19 protein-coding genes are annotated in these 18,104 nt (G+C 63.0%); 4 read left to right on the top strand and 15 right to left on the bottom strand.

Annotated elements, in window-relative coordinates; translation table 11 throughout:
* Positions 1 to 245 precede the first annotated feature (245 nt).
* Both A4A58_RS16955 and A4A58_RS16950 read right to left on the bottom strand, forming a co-directional pair.
* Positions 246 to 959, bottom strand: a complete 714-nt coding sequence (locus tag A4A58_RS16955) for an SIMPL domain-containing protein (RefSeq protein ID WP_068734181.1) — start codon at positions 957 to 959, stop codon at positions 246 to 248.
* Positions 960 to 1,025: 66 nt separating this feature from the next.
* Positions 1,026 to 1,766: a GyrI-like domain-containing protein gene (locus A4A58_RS16950; RefSeq protein ID WP_068734165.1), complete on the bottom strand. Its 741-nt coding sequence runs from the start codon at positions 1,764 to 1,766 to the stop codon at positions 1,026 to 1,028.
* 194 nt (positions 1,767 to 1,960) lie between these two features.
* On the opposite strand from A4A58_RS16950, the gene dapF reads away from it, so the two are divergent.
* Positions 1,961 to 2,833, top strand: coding sequence for a diaminopimelate epimerase (gene dapF, locus A4A58_RS16945; protein WP_068734163.1), 873 nt, complete (start codon positions 1,961 to 1,963; stop codon positions 2,831 to 2,833).
* Positions 2,834 to 3,053: 220 nt separating this feature from the next.
* Complete coding sequence (locus tag A4A58_RS16940) at positions 3,054 to 3,683, top strand: hypothetical protein (protein ID WP_139069872.1); 630 nt, start codon at positions 3,054 to 3,056, stop codon at positions 3,681 to 3,683.
* A gap of 45 nt (positions 3,684 to 3,728) precedes the next feature.
* Here the strand turns inward: A4A58_RS16940 and A4A58_RS16935 are convergent, their stop codons facing one another.
* Positions 3,729 to 4,364 (bottom strand): RluA family pseudouridine synthase, encoded by a 636-nt coding sequence (locus A4A58_RS16935; protein WP_244499789.1) that lies wholly within the window; start codon positions 4,362 to 4,364, stop codon positions 3,729 to 3,731.
* A gap of 163 nt (positions 4,365 to 4,527) precedes the next feature.
* Here A4A58_RS16935 and ftsY point away from each other — a divergent pair, with 163 nt between their 5' ends.
* Entirely contained in the window at positions 4,528 to 5,472 is a 945-nt protein-coding gene (gene ftsY, locus A4A58_RS16930) for a signal recognition particle-docking protein FtsY (protein WP_068734159.1), read from the top strand.
* A 13-nt stretch (positions 5,473 to 5,485) separates the two neighbouring features.
* Complete coding sequence (locus A4A58_RS16925) at positions 5,486 to 6,085, top strand: septation protein A (protein ID WP_068734177.1); 600 nt, start codon at positions 5,486 to 5,488, stop codon at positions 6,083 to 6,085.
* A gap of 176 nt (positions 6,086 to 6,261) precedes the next feature.
* On the opposite strand, the gene A4A58_RS16920 is transcribed toward A4A58_RS16925, so the two are convergent.
* The 12 genes from A4A58_RS16920 to A4A58_RS16865 all read right to left on the bottom strand — a co-directional run bounded on the left by A4A58_RS16920 (position 6,262) and on the right by A4A58_RS16865 (position 18,094).
* Complete coding sequence (locus A4A58_RS16920) at positions 6,262 to 6,999, bottom strand: superoxide dismutase (protein WP_068734157.1); 738 nt, start codon at positions 6,997 to 6,999, stop codon at positions 6,262 to 6,264.
* Positions 7,000 to 7,135: 136 nt separating this feature from the next.
* Complete coding sequence (locus A4A58_RS16915) at positions 7,136 to 8,380, bottom strand: MFS transporter (protein ID WP_068734155.1); 1,245 nt, start codon at positions 8,378 to 8,380, stop codon at positions 7,136 to 7,138.
* The gene (locus tag A4A58_RS16910; protein ID WP_068734154.1) at positions 8,377 to 8,706 is read right to left on the bottom strand and encodes a hypothetical protein; all 330 of its coding nucleotides are present in this window, start codon (positions 8,704 to 8,706) and stop codon (positions 8,377 to 8,379) included. Before A4A58_RS16910 ends, A4A58_RS16915 begins: the two co-directional genes overlap by 4 nt.
* A gap of 1 nt (position 8,707) precedes the next feature.
* Entirely contained in the window at positions 8,708 to 9,271 is a 564-nt protein-coding gene (locus tag A4A58_RS16905) for an isochorismatase family protein (RefSeq protein WP_068734151.1), read from the bottom strand.
* A gap of 29 nt (positions 9,272 to 9,300) precedes the next feature.
* Positions 9,301 to 9,753, bottom strand: coding sequence for a MarR family winged helix-turn-helix transcriptional regulator (locus A4A58_RS16900; RefSeq protein WP_081421914.1), 453 nt, complete (start codon positions 9,751 to 9,753; stop codon positions 9,301 to 9,303).
* Between the two features lie 268 nt (positions 9,754 to 10,021).
* Complete coding sequence (pnp, locus tag A4A58_RS16895) at positions 10,022 to 12,169, bottom strand: polyribonucleotide nucleotidyltransferase (RefSeq protein WP_068734149.1); 2,148 nt, start codon at positions 12,167 to 12,169, stop codon at positions 10,022 to 10,024.
* 1 nt (position 12,170) lies between these two features.
* Positions 12,171 to 12,467 carry a hypothetical protein gene (locus A4A58_RS31265; RefSeq protein WP_068734147.1) on the bottom strand — a complete coding sequence of 99 codons (297 nt, stop codon included), beginning with the start codon at positions 12,465 to 12,467 and terminating at the stop codon, positions 12,171 to 12,173.
* A gap of 25 nt (positions 12,468 to 12,492) precedes the next feature.
* Entirely contained in the window at positions 12,493 to 12,762 is a 270-nt protein-coding gene (rpsO, locus tag A4A58_RS16885; RefSeq protein ID WP_068734145.1) for a 30S ribosomal protein S15, read from the bottom strand.
* A 2-nt stretch (positions 12,763 to 12,764) separates the two neighbouring features.
* Positions 12,765 to 13,931 carry a tRNA pseudouridine(55) synthase TruB gene (gene truB / locus A4A58_RS16880; RefSeq protein ID WP_081421913.1) on the bottom strand — a complete coding sequence of 389 codons (1,167 nt, stop codon included), beginning with the start codon at positions 13,929 to 13,931 and terminating at the stop codon, positions 12,765 to 12,767.
* A complete protein-coding gene (gene rbfA, locus A4A58_RS16875) occupies positions 13,928 to 14,344 on the bottom strand; it encodes a 30S ribosome-binding factor RbfA (RefSeq protein WP_068734171.1) in 417 nt (138 codons plus the stop codon). The genes truB and rbfA overlap by 4 nt, the downstream gene beginning before the upstream one ends.
* A gap of 168 nt (positions 14,345 to 14,512) precedes the next feature.
* Positions 14,513 to 17,296 (bottom strand): translation initiation factor IF-2, encoded by a 2,784-nt coding sequence (gene infB, locus A4A58_RS16870; protein WP_068734142.1) that lies wholly within the window; start codon positions 17,294 to 17,296, stop codon positions 14,513 to 14,515.
* A gap of 9 nt (positions 17,297 to 17,305) precedes the next feature.
* Positions 17,306 to 18,094 carry an RNA-binding protein gene (locus tag A4A58_RS16865; protein ID WP_081421916.1) on the bottom strand — a complete coding sequence of 263 codons (789 nt, stop codon included), beginning with the start codon at positions 18,092 to 18,094 and terminating at the stop codon, positions 17,306 to 17,308.
* Between the last annotated feature and the right edge of the window lie 10 nt (positions 18,095 to 18,104).

Raw genomic sequence — 18,104 nt, 5'->3', positions numbered from 1 at the left:
CGGATCGAGCGCCCTTCGGCGTAAAGCTGGGCAATCCTGTAGCGGTCATCCAGCGACAGCTGGGCGTAGGTTCGGTCCATCGCAACACCCTAGTCTGGTGTTGCACTTCGTTTGAGAACTCAGCGGACCCATAGCCTCCGAACGCGTGGCTTCAAGAAAACACTGGCCACAGCGCGCAGCAATTCTCCAGCGTGTATGGGTCCCCGCCTTCGGGGGGACGACATGCGGAGGGTGTCACACTGCTATCACTGCGCCGGCTTGATCTCCCAGCTCACGCTGACATTCACGCGCAGCACTTCCTCGCCTTGCGCCACCGGAGCCGATGCCACGTCGGCGCCCATCTTGCGCAGCATCATCGGCGCCGGAGCGCTGCCGGAGTCCTCGGAGATACTGATCGGCGCGCCGAGCTTAACGCCGGCAGCCTTGGCGTAAATCTCCGCCTTGCGCCGCGCATCCGCAATCGCGTCGCTGCGCGCATCGTCGAGAAGTTGCGACGCCTTGGTCACCATGAAATTGATGCCGCCGACCTCATTGGCACCCGACGACACTAGCGCGTCGATCGTGCCGGCCACCTTGGTCACGTCGCGTACGCGGATGGTGACGCGGTTACTGGCGCGATAGCCCGAGATAACGTTGGGGCCAGGATTGGGATTGGGACGGGTCTGCTGCGCATATTGCGGAAACAGCGACAGCCGCGACGTCTGCATGTCCTTCTCGGCAATGCCAGCACTCTTCAGGGCCGCCAGCACCTTGGCCATCGCGGCATTGTTGGCCTCAGCAGCCTCGCGTGCGGTCTTGGCGTCGGTTGTCACGCCGCCATCGACGACAGCAAGATCCGGCGGCACCGACACGGTGCCTTCGCCGGAGACGGAAATCGTCGGCGGCGGATTGACCTGCGCGAGCGCAGGAGTGGCGATGAGCGCAATGGCCAGCGAAGCGAGAGCGAAATGATTTGTCATGCCCATTCTCTCGCGACCGTCCAAGGCTTCTTTATGACCAGAGGCTATGACCGAGCTACGGCTCGACTACTTCAGCGGCACATAGACATTGATGACCAGCTTGTCTTCCGCCGTCTTCAAGGGATCGGTCATGTATTCCTCGATGAACGTGTCTTTCGCCTCTAACTTCTTGTCATCGAGGTGATTGGTGATCGCCTCATAGGTGTTGTCCATATTGTCGTAGGAGCCGCGATGGACGAACTTGAGCGCCTTACCATCCGGCGACAGGCCCATCTTCATCGCCTTCGGCAGGTTCTTCACCTCCTGATCGACCGGGATTTCCGCGAGGAAGGTAAAGCCGGTGTCGTCGGTGGTCGTATAGACGATCATCGGGTTGCCGGATGATTTGACGCCCTGTTTGTCGAGCACGGTCGTGATCTGCTTGAACGCATCCATCAGCGTATCGAAGGCCGTGTCCCAGTTCGCCTTGCCGACGAACGTCACCATCTGCTTCGGCGACAGCGTGATTTCCTCGCCGAACGGATCGGCAACCTGGACCTGAGGCGCGGGTGGCGTTGCAGGGGCCTGCGCCGCGGCGGGCGGCGTTGCCGGCGCGGCGGGGGCCGGCGTCTCCGATGTGGCGGGAGCGGGAGTGGTAGGAACCGTTGCCGCCGGAGCTGGTGTCGCCGGCGCGGACGGGGTGGCCGGGGTGCTTGCCGCTGGCGGCGTGGCGGGTGGAGATTGCGCCCAGGCCGCGGCGTTCAGCGTCAGCGCGGCTGCCGGGATCAGCGCCGCAGTGGCGAGGCGGGACAGGCGAGAACGGGTCATTCGAAGGGTCTCCTGTGACATCCTGCGGCGCAGCGTCCGGCAACATGCGCGATACGGCACCATGGTAACACGCAGCCGCGGCTTTCGTCCCCTCCCCAAATTGCGGAGGGCCATTCAAAACAACCGACACAGAATAGCCGCACTGGTCAATCGGAGCGGCCTAGCCATATAAGGCAGGGATAACGGGACACGACATGAGCGCACTGGCCAACCATTCCTTCGCCAAGATGAACGGCATCGGCAACGAGATCGTCGTGATCGACCTGCGCGATACCGCATCCGGTATCACGCCTGCCGACGCCCGCGCCGTGGCCACTCCCGAAGGCGTGCCCTATGACCAGTTGATGGTGCTGCAGAAGCCCCGGCTGGCCGGCACCGACGCCTTCGTCTCGATCTACAACAATGACGGCTCCGAAGCCGGCGCCTGCGGCAACGGCATGCGTTGCGTAGCGCGGCAGACTTTTGCCGGTGGCGACAAGACGGCGCTCACATTCGAGACCAAGGCCGGCCTGATCAATTGCTGGCAGGGACCGGCGCCTGACCTTTACACGGTGGACATGGGCACACCGAAGTTCGGCTGGCAGGACATCCCGCTGGCCGAGGAATTCCGTGACACCCGCGGCATCGAGCTGCAGATCGGCCCGATCGATGCGCCGATCCTGCACACGCCGTCAGTAGTGAGCATGGGCAATCCGCATGCGATCTTCTGGGTCGAGGACATCCAGGCCTATGACCTCGAGAAGTTCGGGCCGCTGCTGGAAAACCACCCCATTTTCCCGGACCGCGCCAATATCACGCTGGCGCATATCGTCGGTCGCGATCACATCGTGATGCGTACCTGGGAGCGCGGCGCCGGCCTCACCAAGGCCTGCGGATCGGCCGCCTGTGCAACGGCGGTGGCCGCCGCCCGTCTCCGCCGGACCAACCGCACGGTGCATATGACACTGCCCGGCGGAGAACTCACCATCGAATGGCGCGAGAGCGACGACCACGTGCTGATGACGGGTCCGGCCGCGTTTGAGTATGAAGGCACGTTCGATCCGAAGCTGTTTGCTTCGGTCGCCTGAAGCAGACCTTCCGCGTCAGGCCGCCCGAACCCTTCCCGACCTACCCGCCATCGGCACCGGCATTCCCTCTTTTGCTTGGGCATGTTCTTTTACTCAACCATTGGTTGTTGTACGCTGATCCGACGCGCCTCGCGACGATGCGCGATGGAGGTGAGACATGCCGTCAGTCATCAGGGTCAATTTCGCAGGCAACACGAATGGCGAACCAGGCGCGACAACGGTGCCCGCCACGCCCGGCGGCGGGCCGGCTTACGAGTTGAAATTTTTCAACAATAGCGCTTCAACACAGACATTCGTCTGCTTTCAATCCAGCCAGAGCCCGCCTTCCGGGCTTGTCCCTGCCTGGTTCGTCATGCGGGTCGGCCCCAGGACGGAGCTGATCTTTTCCTGGCAGCCGACCTATGACTTCGTCTGGATGGAGAGCGGCACGCTCGCGCCGGGCATCACATTCACTGCGGTAGAGCTCTTGCCGGCGACATTGCAGGCCAGCAGCCTTGTGACATTGACCTATGGCAGCGGGGCCTTTGGCTTCATTGACCAGCGGCAGGGGCGAAGCGACTCCCTGATGATCACATGCGACGGGACAATCCCGATGGATACGGCAAGCGTCGGCATTGGCATGGCCGGATCAGCAACCGAGGTGATGCAGGCCGCGCCGAACATGACATTCACCTTCACGTCGACGGCGAGATACTGGATGACGCTCACTGATGTCGTGCAGGGCGAAATCTTCGATCCGTCCAAGCTGGCGGTCGTCGTGCCATTGGTTTTCGAACCGAACGTGTGTGCACTCACCGTCACGTTAAACCCCGATGGCACGGTGACAGTTCAGGACGGTGCTGCCGCGTGAGCTTAGCTCATCAAAGCGCCGCTGATGCAGCGCTATTCCGGTGCGTCATTCCCCGTTCCAGCCGCACGCTTTGAGCCGCTCATGCAGATGCGGCGGGGCCGGCGCGACGACGCGGATTGGGTCCTTGTTGCGCGAGATCGGAATCACGATCTCGCGGGCATGCAGATGCAGCGTCGGCTCACCGAATCTTGGCCCGCTGCCGTAGATATTGTCGCCGACGATCGGGAAGCCTGATGACGCGCAATGCACGCGCAGTTGATGCGTCCGACCTGTCACCGGCTCCAGCGCCAGCCAGCTCATGTCGCCACCGCGGCCGAGCACGGTGAAATTCGAGACGGCCTTGAGACCCTCGGGATCCGGCTTCATCCACCAGCCCCGGTCGGCATTCAGCCGCCCGAGCGGCATGTCGATCACGCCCGACTCCTCGGCAGGGCCGCCCTCGACCACGGCCCAATAGGTCTTGCGGATACGGCTGTGCTTGAACAGCAGGCCCAGCGACGCCGTGGCCTTGCGGTGCCGGCCGAGCACCAGGCAGCCCGACGTGTCCCTGTCGAGCCGATGTGCCAGAACAGGGGCGCGCGGCAGGCCATAGCGCAGGAATTCGAACGAGGTTTCCAGATTGGCGCCACCCTTGGGGCCGCGATGCACCGGCAGGCCAGCCGGCTTGTCGATCACCAGCATCAGGCCGTCACGGTGCAGCACCCGCGCCAGAATCTCGGCCTCGGTCAGCTCCACCGCATCGGTGCGGGGTTCCAGCCGGGGCTCGGCCTCCAAGCTTACGTCTTCGTCACTTTCACTGGTCATACTTTGAATCATGGCGCGAAACGGCTAACACACCCCCGACATGAGCGACACTCCCGAAACGCCAAAACTGAGCTGGTGGCGACGGCTCTCCGGCGGGCTGAAGCGCACCTCAAGCGCCCTTGGCACCGCGGTCGCCGACCTCGTGACCAAGCGCAAGCTCGACCGCGCCATGCTCGAGGACATCGAGGACGTGCTGCTGCGCGCCGATCTGGGTACCGAAGTGGCGGCGCGGATTTCCGCTGCCGTCGGCCATGGCCGCTACGACAAGGCGATCTCCGCCGACGAGGTCAAAACCGTCGTAGCCACGGAGGTCGAGAAGGTGCTCTCGGCGGTCGCGAAGCCGCTGGTGATCGACACAACCCACAAGCCGTTCGTGATCCTCGTGGTCGGCGTCAACGGCTCCGGCAAGACCACCACCATCGGCAAGCTGGCGTCCACCTTCTCCGCCGAAGGCCGCAAGGTGATGCTCGCCGCCGGCGATACGTTTCGCGCCGCGGCCATCGAGCAGCTCAAGGTCTGGGGCGAGCGCAACAAGGTGCCGGTCATCGCCGGCGCGCAGGGTTCGGATTCGGCGAGCCTCGCCTTCACCGCCGTCACCGCGGCGCGCGACGACAATCGCGACGTCCTGCTGATCGACACCGCCGGCCGGCTGCAGAACAAGACCGAACTGATGGTCGAGCTCGAGAAGGTCGTGCGCGTCATCAAGAAGGTTGATGCAACGGCGCCACATGCGGTGCTGCTCGTACTCGATGCCACGGTGGGACAAAACGCGCTGTCGCAAGTCGAAGCGTTTCATCGTACGGCTGGCGTCACGGGCCTCGTGATGACCAAGCTCGACGGCACCGCGCGCGGGGGCATCCTCGTGGCTCTTTCAGAAAAATACAAACTACCGGTGCATTTCATCGGCGTCGGCGAAGGCATCGACGATCTCGCGCCATTCACCGCCAGGGATTTCGCGCAGGCGATTGCAGGAATTGAAAGCTGACATGACTGACGTGATCGACAAGAAGCAGCCGCACCCGCTATTCAAGCTTGCCACCGAGCTCGGCCCGCTGATCGTGTTCTTTGTCGCCAATGCGAAGTTCAACCTGTTCGTCGCGACAGGCGCTTTCATGGTGGCGATCGTCGCGGCGATGATCGCGTCTTACGTCGTGGTCAAGCATGTGCCGATCATGGCGCTTGTCACCGCCGTTATCGTGCTGGTGTTCGGCACGCTGACGCTGGTGCTGCATGACGAGACCTTCATCAAGGTCAAGCCGACCATCATCTATGGCCTGTTCGCAGCGATCCTCGGCGGCGGCCTGTTGTTCGGCCGCTCCTTCATCGCCATCATGTTCGACCAGATGTTCAATCTCACACACGAAGGCTGGCGCGCGCTGACCTTGCGCTGGGCGCTGTTCTTTTTTGCCATGGCGCTTCTCAACGAAGCGATCTGGCGCACCCAGAGCACGGATTTCTGGGTCACGTTCAAGGCATTCGGCGTGATCCCGCTGACCATGGCCTTCGCGGTGGCGCAGATGCCGCTGATCAAGCGCTACAGCATCGAGCCGGCCACGCTCGCGGAGAGTGCGGCGGACGAAGGCGATCTGAGGAAGTAGATAGTCGCGCGGCGTTTTTCGTTCTGACCTGAGTCACCCGCCACAAACACCGCCCTCATCCTGAGGAGCGGTCGTCTTCGACCGCGTCTCGAAGGATGTGCCCAGCGCTCCTCATGGTTCGAGACGCGCGCCAAAAGGCGCGCTCCTCACCATGAGGACTGAGTTTGGCGGGACTATCACACCGCCAGCGTGCCGGCCTTGGCTGCCGCGTAGCGCTCGCCGACCTTTGTCCAGTTGACCGTATTCCACCATGCCTTGAGATAGTCCGGGCGGCGGTTCTGGTAGGTCAGATAATAAGCATGCTCCCAGACGTCGTTGCCCATCAGCGCGCGTTTACCGTCCATGATCGGATTGTCCTGATTCGGACGCGTCTCGATCGACAGCTTGCCGTCCTTGTCGACGATCACGAACACCCAGCCAGAGCCGAACTGACGGCCACCGGCGGCGTTGAAGTCGGTCTGGAATTTCTCGAGGCCGCCGAGGTCGCGATCGATCGCAGCGAGCACATCGCCTTCGGGCTTGCCACCATTCGGGCCCATGATCTGCCAGAACATGGTGTGGTTGGCATGGCCGCCGAGATTATTGCGCACACCGGTGCGGATTGCGTCAGGCACGCTGCCGAGATTGCCGAGCACCTCGACCAGCGGCTTCTCGCCGATCACCGGCGTATCCTTGGCGAAATTGTTCATGTTGGCGACATAGGCGGCGTGATGCCTGTCGTGATGGATCTCCATCGTCTTGGCATCGATATGCGGCTCGAACGCCGCGACCGGATAGGTCAGCGGCGGCAGGATGAATGGCGCATTGCCGGCTGCAGGCGCCGCGGCCTGGGCAAACACGGTGCGCGGAGCGATGGCCGCGGCAGCGATGCCGGTCGCAGCGAGCATGAGATGGCGTCGGGACATCGATGACATGGGGCTTCTCCCTTGAATATGGACGGCTGCGTCTGGCAAATACGCACCGCATCTCTGGCAGTTTCGTGTGCGGGCATTGTGACGCAGCGGGACATAGCACATCACAGGTCTGAGATACCGTCTCACATGGGGCGAATCATGATCCGCCGGGCCGGACGCTGCGTTGGCCGTCGCGGTGCTTCAGGAGATAATGCAAGCCGACCAGGGCCGCAGCCATTCCCGAGATCGCGCCGATGGCGAGCGCCCAGCGCGGACCGAATCGATCAGCGGCCCAACCGACGATCGGCGCACCGATCGGCGTACCACCGAGTGCAATCGCCAGCAGGATCGCCATCACGCGACCGCGCATGACCGGCTCGGTCGAGAGCTGCACCAGGCTGCTTGTCGAGGTGGTCACGGTTTGAGCTGCAATACCGATCACGATCAGCGCAACACCGAACAACCAGTAATTCGGCATGGCGGCGGCGAGGGCGAAGCCTGATCCGAACACAGCGGTCCCGATGATCAGGAGACTGAGGCGCGGCCTGCCGCGCCGCGCCGCCAGCAGCGAACCGATCACCGACCCGACCGCCATGATCGATGTCAGGACGCCATACTGGCCGGCGCCGGCATGAAAGACCGTGACCGACATGGTCGAGATGAAAATCGGAAAGTTCAAACCGAAGGTGCCGATCAGGAACAGCATCAGCAGGATGGCTTTCAGGTCCGGCCGTTTCCAGACATAGCGAAAGCCTTCGACCAGACTGCCGCGGCCACCTGCGGCACGCTGCGTCGGATACATCTCATCGGCGCGCAGCAGCATGAGGGAGCCAAGCACCGCCATGAACGAGACCGCATTGAGAATGAACACCCAGCCGGAGCCGACATGGGCAATCAGGAGGCCAGCAACCGCTGGACCGATCATCCGCGCCGCATTGAACGAGGTAGAGTTGAGCGCGACGGCATTCGACAGATCGGCCTCGATGACCAGTTCGGAGACGAAGGTCTGCCGGGCCGGAAAATCGAAGGCCGCAACACAGCCGAGCAGAAGCGCGAACACATAGACATGCCAGAGCTGCACGTGACCGCTGATGAGGAGTAGACCCAGCCCGAGCGCCAGCACTCCCATTGCCACCTGTGTCGCGATCAGCAATTTGCGGCGATCCAGATGATCGGCGGCATAACCCGTGAACGGCAGCATCAGAAGCATCGGCCCGAACTGCAGCGCCATCATGATGCCAACCGCGGTGGCGTTGTTGTCGGTGAGCTGCGTGAGCACCACCCAGTCCTGCGTGGTGCGCTGCATCCACGAGCCGATATTCGACACCAGCGCGCCACCTGCCCAGACGCGATAGTTGAAGCCGCGCAGCGAGCGGAAAGTGCCGGTGGCGGATGCGCTCATGAGCCAAGCGGCGTGTTGCCGCCGTGAAGGCGCCCGAACAGCCGCGCTGTAAAGATCGCCATCAGCAGAGCGCCAAGACCGAAAGCGGTGACATCGATCGTGGAATGCAGATCGAAATCACCAACGCGGACGAGGAGGAGATAGCCGATCACCAGGTTGACGAAGCCCCAGATCACATTGACCGTCGATGATGACAATCCCTTGCCCGGCGGGTTCGCGAACGGACTTTGAAACGGCCGACCGGACACGCCGCTGACGAGATGCGGGATCACATTGATGAGGAAAGCGCCGCCGAAGAACCAGGCGAGATAATGAAGCCAAAGCATGTCACACGCTCCGTTTGTCGAGCAGGTTGATGATATCCTGCGTGGTGCCGGTCTCACCGAGTCGCGGGAACACCTTGGCGATGCTGTAATCATGCGCTTCGGCGCGCATATCCGTCATCGCATCGATCGCGAGCGTGACGTTGAAGCCCGCTTCATAGGCCTGCCGCGCAGTAGCTTCGACACCGGTCCCCGTCGCAACGCCAGCGATGACGACTTGCGCGACACCGCGCGACTCCAGTTGCTGTTGGAGATCGGTCGTGGCGAACGCGCCCCAGCTGTTCTTGGTCACGGTGATATCGCAGGATTGCTGATCGAGTTCGGGGATGAGATCGGTCCAGCCCTCGGCAAGCGGCACCGATCGGCGCAGCTGTTCGGTGCGGCCCGGCGCACCGCCGGCCACGTTGACGAGCACGACCGGCAATTCGCGGACGCGAAACGCATCGAGCAGCAAACGGGTCTGCTTCAGGACGTCCCCGATCGGATGCACCGTCGGCAGCGCGACGATGCCTTGCTGCAGATCGACGACAACAAGTGCCGTGTTCAGATCGAGCGTGGTGAGGGGCATGGGGCTGTCCTTTGAATTCGGTGGCGCGATCAGGCGTCGACGATGCGCTTGAGCAACCCGATGCTGCCGGCAAGCTGATCCTGCTCGGCGGCGGTCAGGGTTTTCTGGATAGCGTGGAACAGCCAGTCCTCGCGGGCGGCGCGGCCGACACGGATCCATTCCTTACAGGCAGGGGTGAGCGCCCAGATGGTCTGGCGTCCGTCATTCGGATCGGGAGTGCCGCTGACCAGCCCGGACGTCTCCAGCGCCACCACCGTGGCGCCCATGGATTGCGGCCGCACGCCCTCAGCGCGAGCGAGGTGGGTCACCGTCGCCGGGCCGTCGCGATCCAGCCGACTCAGCACCGACACCTGGGACATCGTCAGGTCGCCGATGCCGGCCTTTTCGCGCAATTTGCGCTTTACCTGACCGATCAGGTCGCGAATCTCGGTCGCCAATGCCAATGCCTGGGCATCTTCGGGGTTGTCACGATGGTCCATCATGACTTCGGACTACAGGATACGAAGGAAAACTACAAAGGAAGGCTTCGTAGTTTGGCATCACATCTCTGTGCGCCGCATGGTGAGGCGCCTTACCCGCGGCTCGTCTTCTCCCTCCCCTTGTGGGGAGGGTGGCTGGCCGTCAGGCCAGTCGGGTGGGGGTGCCACGGACGGCAGCGTCTGTGGAGAGACCCCACGGGCCTCGCAGAACAATCACAAACAAAAAGGGCGGCCTCTCGGCCGCCCTTTCGCATTCACTATGTCGCGAAAATTACTCCGCTGCAGTCGCGCCTTCGGCGGCCTTCTGCTTGGCTTCGAGGTCTTCGCCGGTCTCCTGATCGACAGCCTTCATCGACAAACGCGTCTTGCCGCGATCGTCGAAGCCGAGCAGCTTGACCTTGACCTTGTCGCCTTCCTTGACGACGTCGGAGGTCTTCTGGACGCGACCGCCGGCTAGCTGGCTGATGTGAACCAGACCGTCCTTGGCGCCGAAGAAGTTCACGAACGCACCGAACTCCATGACCTTGACCACGGTGCCTTCATAGATCGCGTTGAGCTCCGGATCCGAAGCGATCGACTTGATCCACTTGATCGCAGCCTTGATCGACTCACCATCGCTCGAAGCCACCTTCACGGTGCCGTCGTCTTCGATGTTGACCTTGGCGCCGGTCTTTTCGACGATCTCGCGGATCACCTTGCCGCCGGTGCCGATCACTTCACGAATCTTGTCGGTGGCGATCTTGAAGGTCTCGATGCGCGGCGCGTATTCGCCGAGCTCGGCACGGGCGTTGTTGAGCGCCTTCGACATCTCACCGAGAATGTGAATGCGGCCTTCCTTGGCCTGACCCAGAGCGACCTTCATGATCTCTTCGGTGATACCGGCGATCTTGATGTCCATCTGCAGCGAGGTGATGCCGGTATCGGTACCAGCCACCTTGAAGTCCATGTCGCCGAGGTGATCTTCATCACCCAGGATGTCCGACAGAACCGCGTATCGGGCGCCTTCGAGGATCAGGCCCATGGCGATACCCGCCGTCGGACGCTTCATCGGAACGCCCGCATCCATCAGTGCCAGCGAAGCACCGCAGACCGACGCCATCGACGACGAACCGTTGGACTCGGTGATTTCCGACACCACGCGCACGGTGTACGGGAACTCGTGGTGACCCGGCAGAACCGGATGGATCGCGCGCCAGGCGAGCTTGCCGTGGCCGATTTCGCGACGCTTGGTGCCGCCCATACGACCGGTCTCGCCGACCGAGTAGGGAGGGAAGTTGTAGTGCAGCAGGAACGTCTCTTTGTACGTTCCCGACAGCGAGTCGATATACTGCTCGTCTTCACCGGTGCCGAGCGTGGTCACGACCAGCGCCTGGGTTTCACCGCGGGTGAACAGCGCCGAACCGTGGGCGCGCGGCAGCACGCCGACTTCGGCGACGATCGGACGAACCGTCGTCAGGTCGCGGCCGTCGATGCGCTTCTTGGTGTCGAGGATGTTCCAGCGAACGATCTTCGATTCCAGTTCCTTGAAAACGCCGGCGATGCGGAGCTTGTCGTATTTCGGCTCCTGACCTTCCGGGAAGTAGTGCGCCATCGCCTTCGCCTTGACGGCGCCGACGGCAGCGTAGCGGTCCTGCTTCACAGGGATCGCGTAAGCAGCACGCAGTTCGGCTTCGACGAGACCGAGCATTTCCTTCTCGATTTCGCTGTCATCGATGGTCTTGACCTCGCGCGGCTCCTTGGCGGCCTTCTCGGCGAGTTCGATAATCGCCTTGATGACCGGCTGGAAGTGGCGGTGACCGAACATCACGGCGCCGAGCATCACGTCTTCGTTGAGCTCCTTGGCTTCCGATTCCACCATCAGCACGGCATCGCCGGTGCCGGCGACGACGAGGTCGAGATTGGTGTCGGCCATCTCGTCGAGGGTCGGGTTGAGGACGTATTCATCGTTGATGAAGCCGACGCGGGCTGCACCGATCGGACCCTGGAACGGGGCGCCGGAAATCGTCAGCGCAGCCGAGGTGGCGACCAGCGCGAGAATGTCCGGATCGTTCTCCATGTCGTGCGACAGCACGGTAACGACGATCTGGGTTTCGTTGCGCCAGCCATCGACGAACAGCGGGCGGATCGGACGATCGATCAGGCGGGAGACCAGCGTCTCCTTCTCGGTCGGACGACCTTCGCGCTTGAAGTAGCCGCCGGGAATGCGGCCGGCTGCATAGGTCTTCTCGATGTAGTCGACGGTCAGCGGCAGGAAGTCGATGCCATCCTTGGCAGTCTTCGCGGCGACGACGGTGGCGATAACGACGGTCTCGCCATAGGTCGCGATGACGGCGCCGTCAGCCTGACGGGCAACCTTGCCGGTTTCCAGCTTGAGCGGACGACCGCCCCAATCGATCTCGACGGAGTGAACATTAAACATCTTAGGTTTCTTTCATGGGTTCACGGAGGACGTGACGGCCAAAAACACTGAAGTCCAAAACACAAAAGCCATGCGCAAGACGGCAAGAAGCTGTTCGCGATGTCGCGAAATCAGCGTCCGGCGATCCTGCCATGGCTCTGGTATTCTGAATGGCGTCCATCCTTCCGATGGTCGCGGGGATCTTTGGAGGATCGCGCCGCGCGACGGGCACCTTGCCCGTCATCGTCCAGTTGCCGGATTGCTTCTGAACGTTATCGCGAAAGCCGCACATGGCTTCCGCTACAAAAAACGCGCGCAAAGGGTTTTTGCGCGCGTGATTTCGCTTAGCGGCGAATGTTGTGCTTCTCGAGCAGCGCTTTGTAGCGCGCCTCGTCCTTGCGCTTGATGTAGTCAAGCAGCGAACGACGCGTCGAGACGAGCTTCAAAAGACCACGACGGGAATGGTTGTCCTTGGTGTGGGTCTTGAAGTGTCCGGTCAGGTTGGCAATGCGCTCGGAGAGAATCGCAACCTGAACTTCCGGCGAACCAGTGTCGCCGGTCTTGTTGGCATTGGTCTTGATGACTTCCGCTTTGCGTTCTGCGGTAATCGACATCGTCAGTTACTTTCTTTGCGGGCCGAACTGGCGGTCAGTCCGGTCAGGTTAAACACGCGCTTGGGGATGAGTTCGCCATTGCCAACTTCAGCGAGGGCCAATAATCGCCCTGCCACCGTGACATAAACTGTGCCGCTACAATCGGGCGCATCCCGTCCGCGCAACAAAACGGCCTGGCCCCGATGGAGCCTTGCCGCATCCGCCCGTGTGACGGCCAGTGCCGGGATGTCGTCCAGCGCGGTCTCAACGGGCAGTAGCGCGTCGGCGAGGCTACCCTCGCCAGACGCGGCTCTATCGCACAAAGCCTCCAACTGTTCCAGCGGAATCATGTCGGCTTCGGCGAAAGGTCCGACCAGGGTACGCCTGAGCGCACTGATATGGCCGTAGCAGCCGAGCAAACGGCCGATATCGCGGGCCAGCGCGCGCACATAAGTGCCCTTGCCGCACTCGGCCTCGAACACGGCGTGGTCGCTATCTGGCTGTTCTGTCAGGACTAATTCGTGAATCACGACCGGTCGGGGAACCAGCGGCACCACCTCGCCGTCGCGGGCAAGATCATAGGCGCGCTCGCCCTGAATCTTGATCGCCGAGTATTGCGGCGGGGTCTGTTCAATATTGCCGGTAAATTGCGGCAGCAGCGCCCGGATCTGGTCGGCCGTTGGCCTATTCGGGCTGGTGAAGGTCGCACGGCCCTCGGTGTCGTCGGTATCGCGCTCCTCGCCCCAGGCGACTGTAAAACGATAGCGCTTGCGGCCGTCCATCACGAACGGAACCGTCTTGGTGGCTTCGCCGAGCGCGATCGGCAGACCGCCGGACGCCAGCGGATCGAGGGTACCGGCATGGCCGGCGCGCTTGGCCTGGAACAGGCGCTTGGCGATCGCGACCGCCTGGGTCGAGGTCATGCCGATCGGCTTGTCGAGGATCACCCAGCCATGGACGTCGCGCTTGTCGCGCCGGACCTGGCCCTGCTGACGCTGCTTGCCGCCCTGATGGCGGGGATCGTTGTTGCCGCGATGACCCTGATGCTGATGCTGACGCTGGTCATTGCCGCCGCGGTCACCTTGCTGACCGTGGTCGCCGTGCTGCACGGCCGGAGACAGGGTGGACTCGCCATTGCCCGCTTCATCGAGGCGTGAATCGAGGGCGGCGGCTGGGGTCGTCACAGTCATTCGTTTTCGTCCGAGTCTGGTTTGAGGTCGCGCGCAACGGCAGGCGTGCGCAGGAGTTTGTCGATGCGCTCGGCTTCGTCGAAGCGCTCATCGATGCGGAAGCGAAGATCGGGGGCGTATTTGAGGTTCACGCGATACGCGACCTCGGTTCGCAGGAAGCTCTTGTTCGCCGCGAGCGCCTTCAGCACCGGTTCGGTGTTCTGGCCGCCGAGCGGCATCACATAGACGGTGGCGAGCTTGAGATCGGGCGACATCTTCACCTCGGGCACGGTGATGATGGTGGTCTGCAGAACGGGATCGTGGACCCCACCCTGGGACAGGATATCGGCAATCGCGTGGCGCATCAGCTCGCCAACGCGCAATTGACGCTGCGAGCCGCCCGGCGCCGCGGACTTCTGGTGATGCTTGGGCATCGGTTTCCCTACGAAAACAACATACGTCATGGCCGGAATTGTTCCGGCCATTCACGTTTTCAACGACTGAAATTCAAAGACGTGGATGCCCGGCCATCTAGCGAAGCTAGCTTCGCGCAGGCCGGGCATGACATCTCGTTAAATCCGGTCTCTCTGTAAGATTTGGACTTACAGGGAGCGCTGGATGGTCTCTACGCGGTAACACTCGATCACGTCGCCGGCGCGCATATCGCCGTAGTTCTCGAACGCCATGCCGCATTCCTGGCCTGACGCCACTTCCTTCACTTCGTCCTTGAAGCGCTTCAGTGTCGACAGCTTGCCTTCGTGCACCACGACGTTGTCGCGGATCAGACGCACATTGGCGCCGCGTTCCACGGTTCCGTCGGTGACGCGGCAACCCGCAACCTTGCCGACCTTCGAGATGTTGAACACTTCGAGGATCTGCGCATTGCCCAGCATGGTTTCGCGCAGTGTGGGCGCGAGCAGACCGGACATGGCTTTCTTCACGTCATCCACGAGATCGTAGATGATGTTGTAGTAGCGGATTTCGATGCCGTTGCGCTTGGCAGCCGCGGCAGCTTCCTTGTTGGCACGAACCGAGAAGCCGATGATGGCGGCGTTGAAGCCTTCCGCCAGCGTGACGTCCGATTCCGAAATGCCGCCGACGCCTGCATGCAGGATCCGCGCCGTGACTTCGTCAGTGCCCAGTTTTTCCAGCGAACCAAGGATCGCTTCGAGCGAGCCCTGCACGTCGGCCTTGATGATCAGCGGGAAGTCCTTGCGACCCGTCGTCTTGAGCTGGCTCATCATCTGCTCGAGCGAGCCGCGCATGCCGTTGGTGGAGGCCGCGGACTTCTCACGCTTCTGATGCGCACGGTAGCCGGTGATTTCACGGGCGCGGGCTTCGTTCTCGACCACGGCCATACGATCGCCGGCTTCCGGCGGACCGTTGAAACCGAGCACTTCGACCGGCACCGACGGACCTGCTGCGGTCAGCGTCTCGCCCTGATCGGAGATCAGCGCGCGGACACGGCCCATTTCGGCACCGGCCACGATGATGTCGCCGACCTTCAGGGTACCGCGCTGAACCAGCACGGTCGCCACCGGACCACGACCACGATCGAGCTTGGCTTCGATCACGGTACCTTCCGCCGGACGTTCCGAATTGGTCTTCAGGTCGAGAATATCGGCCTGCAGCGCGATCATTTCCAAGAGCTTGTCGAGGTTGGTCTTGTTCTTCGCCGACACTTCGACGTCGACCACGTCGCCGCCGAAGGATTCGACCTGCACGTCATGCTGCAGCAGTTCGGTGCGCACGCGCTCCGCCTTGGCATCGGGCTTGTCGATCTTGTTGATCGCCACGATCATCGGCACACCCGCCGCCTTGGCGTGGTTGATGGCTTCGATGGTCTGCGGCATGACGCCGTCATCGGCCGCCACCACCAGGATGACGATATCCGTGACCTTGGCGCCGCGGGCGCGCATCGCGGTGAACGCGGCGTGGCCCGGCGTATCGATGAAGGTGATCTTCTTGCCGCTTTCGGGCGAGGTCACCTGATAGGCGCCGATATGCTGGGTAATGCCGCCGGCTTCGCCGGCCACCACATTGGCATGGCGCAGCGCGTCGAGCAGCGAGGTCTTGCCGTGGTCGACGTGGCCCATGACGGTCACGACCGGCGAACGCGGTTCGGTATCGGTGGAATTGTCGACGACGTCGAACAAACCTTCTTCAACGTCCGACTCGGCAACGCGCTTGACGGTGTGGCCCATTTCTTCGGCCACCAGCTGCGCGGTGTCGGCGTCGATGACGTCGTTGATCTTGTGGATCGCGCCCTGCTTCATGAGCAGACGGATAACATCCACGGCGCGCTCGGCCATACGGTTGGCGAGTTCCTGAATCGTGATCGCTTCCGGGATCGTGACTTCACGAACCAGCTTTTCCTTCGGCTCGTTCGACTGATGACCCTTCAGACGCTGGGTGCGGCGGCGGAACGAGGCAATCGAACGCTCGCGGACGTCGCCGGCCGACAGCGCGGTGACGACGGTGAGACGGCCGCGCTCCTTCTGCGGACCGGGCTTGGCAGTGGGCTTCGGCGCGATCACGGGGCGCGCAGCGCCACCGGGACCACGGCGAATGACGCGTGGACCTTCATCCTCGTCGGTGCCGTCGGCAGCGACGCCGGGCGCACGCGCAGGCGTAGTTGAGGTGGCGCCGGGACGGGCCGTCGTCGTGGCCGGCTTGGCTGCCTTCGCATCGGCTTCAGCCTGACGGCGCTTGGCCTCGACTTCGGCGCGGCGCTTGGTTTCTTCTTCCTGGCGGTGACGCTCTTCCTCGGCCTTGCGACGGGCTTCGGCGGCTTCACGCTCTTCCTGTTCCTTGAATTCCTTGGTGTTGCGGCGGGCAGCCTCGATCTCGGCGAGGCGGCGCTCTTCCTGCTCGCGCACGCGGGCATCGGCCAGCGCGCTGGCGCGGGCATTGCGCTCTTCTTCGGTCAGAGTGCGGAGCACGACGCCCGAACCCGAACGGGCCGGAGGCTGCGGGCGCTGCGGCGCGCGCGACGGCGGCGCTGCGGGAGGCGGAGCGGAGCTGCGTCCTGCGGGAGAAGGTGCAGCAGTGCGGGAAGCCGGTGCGGCCGGTGCAGGCGCAGCAGCGCGCGCAACCGGCGCCGCGGGCGCAGCAGTTGCAGCGGGAGCAGCCGGCGCAGCAGCAACGGGAGCTGGTGCAGCAGTCTCGACAGGTGCGGGAGCAGCAGTTGCTGGCGCGGCGACAGGCGCAGCCGCGGGCGCATCGCCGGGCATACGGCGCTTGCCGCGCTTCTCGACCACCACCTGCTTGGTGCGGCCATGGCTGAAGCTCTGGCGCACAGTGCCCTGCTCGACGCGCGGCTTGAGCGTCAAGGTCTTGCTGGGAACGCTCAGAGTCTTGTCACCAGGCGTTTTCGTATCAACCATTCAGCAGTCCTAATCTTGTTGCGTTGTGCGCGGTCGCACAGTCGTCGAAGTTTCGATCAGCGAGATCGTTGGCGTCAGCGGCTCCGTCTCCGGCGCAGCAGTTGTCAGCGAAGCTTTGGCGCTTGCGTTGATGTCGTCGTCAGCCAGCCGGTATTGGACCAGAGTCTGGCTGCGCGACAGGAACGTTTTGCCCGCCGGGCCCGTAAGCACGGCAGCATGTATCACATTTGACCGCCCCAATGCCAAATCCAATTCATCGGAGCTCAAAACAGTAAAGATCGGCAGTTTCGCCGCGTCGTCGCCGGATTCCACGTCAAATTCCACGCGTTGCCGGGCGATGCCGTCCAGTTTGCGGATTCCGTCGGGGGCGCCGTTGGAGGCGTGGAGCAGAACACCGACCGTTCCACGACGCAGGGCATCCTCGACTTTGGTGAAGCCGGAAACCACCTGACCGGCCTTGGCGGTCATGGCCAGCGCCTCGATGACGCCGCGCACCATGAGCTTGTCGGTGTCGTCGGCCAGTGTCGGCGACGCTTTGACGGCTTTCTTGAAACCCTTGGCAAAAAGATTGCGCTTGGTCGCCTCGGCCACCGCCTTGCGGGAGGCCGTGACCCAGAGGCCGCGGCCGGGAAGCTTGCGCTTCAGGTCCGGGATCGCCTCGCCCGTGGGCGCGACGACGAACCGGATCAGTTCATCGATCGGGCGCACGCTCCGCGTGACCGCGCACATCCGCTCGGTCCCGGGCTTGGTGCTCCGGGGGCCGTTATCCAGATCTGCTTGGTCAGCAATGGCGAGCATGCGCGTGGCA

Origin of the sequence: Tardiphaga robiniae (assembly GCF_001618955.1) — a bacterium.
Taxonomy (GTDB): Bacteria; Pseudomonadota; Alphaproteobacteria; order Rhizobiales; family Xanthobacteraceae; genus Tardiphaga; species Tardiphaga robiniae_A.
This window is presented reverse-complemented; position numbering and strand designations above follow the sequence as displayed.